The 634-nt window shown below is 38.8% G+C and carries 1 protein-coding gene and 1 pseudogene; both read right to left on the reverse strand.

Going from position 1 to position 634, the window contains the following annotated elements; genetic code table 11:
• Positions 1-101: 101 nt before the first annotated feature.
• Positions 102-407 (reverse strand): hypothetical protein, encoded by a 306-nt coding sequence (locus ACFINZ_RS11365; protein ID WP_375701565.1) that lies wholly within the window; start codon positions 405-407, stop codon positions 102-104.
• A gap of 44 nt (positions 408-451) precedes the next feature.
• Positions 452-634 (reverse strand): annotated as a pseudogene (locus ACFINZ_RS11370) (hypothetical protein); the annotation flags it as partial.

Genomic DNA, 634 nt, shown 5'->3' on the forward strand with positions numbered 1-634 from the left:
AAAACTACCAATAAAGCTTCATTCCAACTCATTTAATTTGAATCTCCATTCATTATTCTGAGGACAATCATCACAACCTATCTTTTTAGCTTCGCACTCTATCAAAAAAAGAAGGCAACAAGCCGTATGTGCCAAATATGATAAATCACTCTCAACATCTTTATCTTCTCCACCAGCCTAATGATAATAAATGGCGCAAAGCAGCTACAATCCATCCCCTTACCCCAATTGTTTGCACCAAACTCTAGAACACAACTAATTTCAATTAAGGCTAATGGCGGGATAAGATCACCACAGACTTCGCCTGCATCATTCTTGCTTGCTTCTTTTGCACCATCTTGTAATTTCCTATTTAAATGATCATTTCTCTTAAGGCTGTAAAGTTTCAGTATGCATACACGCCGCATGAACACTATAACTTTCTAATAAGCACAACGTTGAAGATGTTTCCCTATCCCATAAAGCTTCTAAAAAATAAGCAACTGTACCTCCTGAAGGAATACCATATTTTTTCCAACGCTATATTTTTGATTTGTTGACGCCTGACTGCTTCGCGGCAAGGGAAAACCGGCTGTTGAAAAAAATCAAGCTGTTGGAGATACACCGTCTTCAAGCCTGCACCTCCATCGATTGC

It is taken from the genome of Bartonella sp. AA81SXKL (assembly GCF_042196945.1).
Taxonomy (GTDB): domain Bacteria; phylum Pseudomonadota; class Alphaproteobacteria; order Rhizobiales; family Rhizobiaceae; genus Bartonella.

Excerpts from the sequence above, each read along its gene's own strand:
- ACFINZ_RS11365 (WP_375701565.1), bottom strand. The coding sequence starts at position 407 with ATGCGGCGTGTATGCATACTGAAACTTTACAGCCTTAAGAGAAATGAT.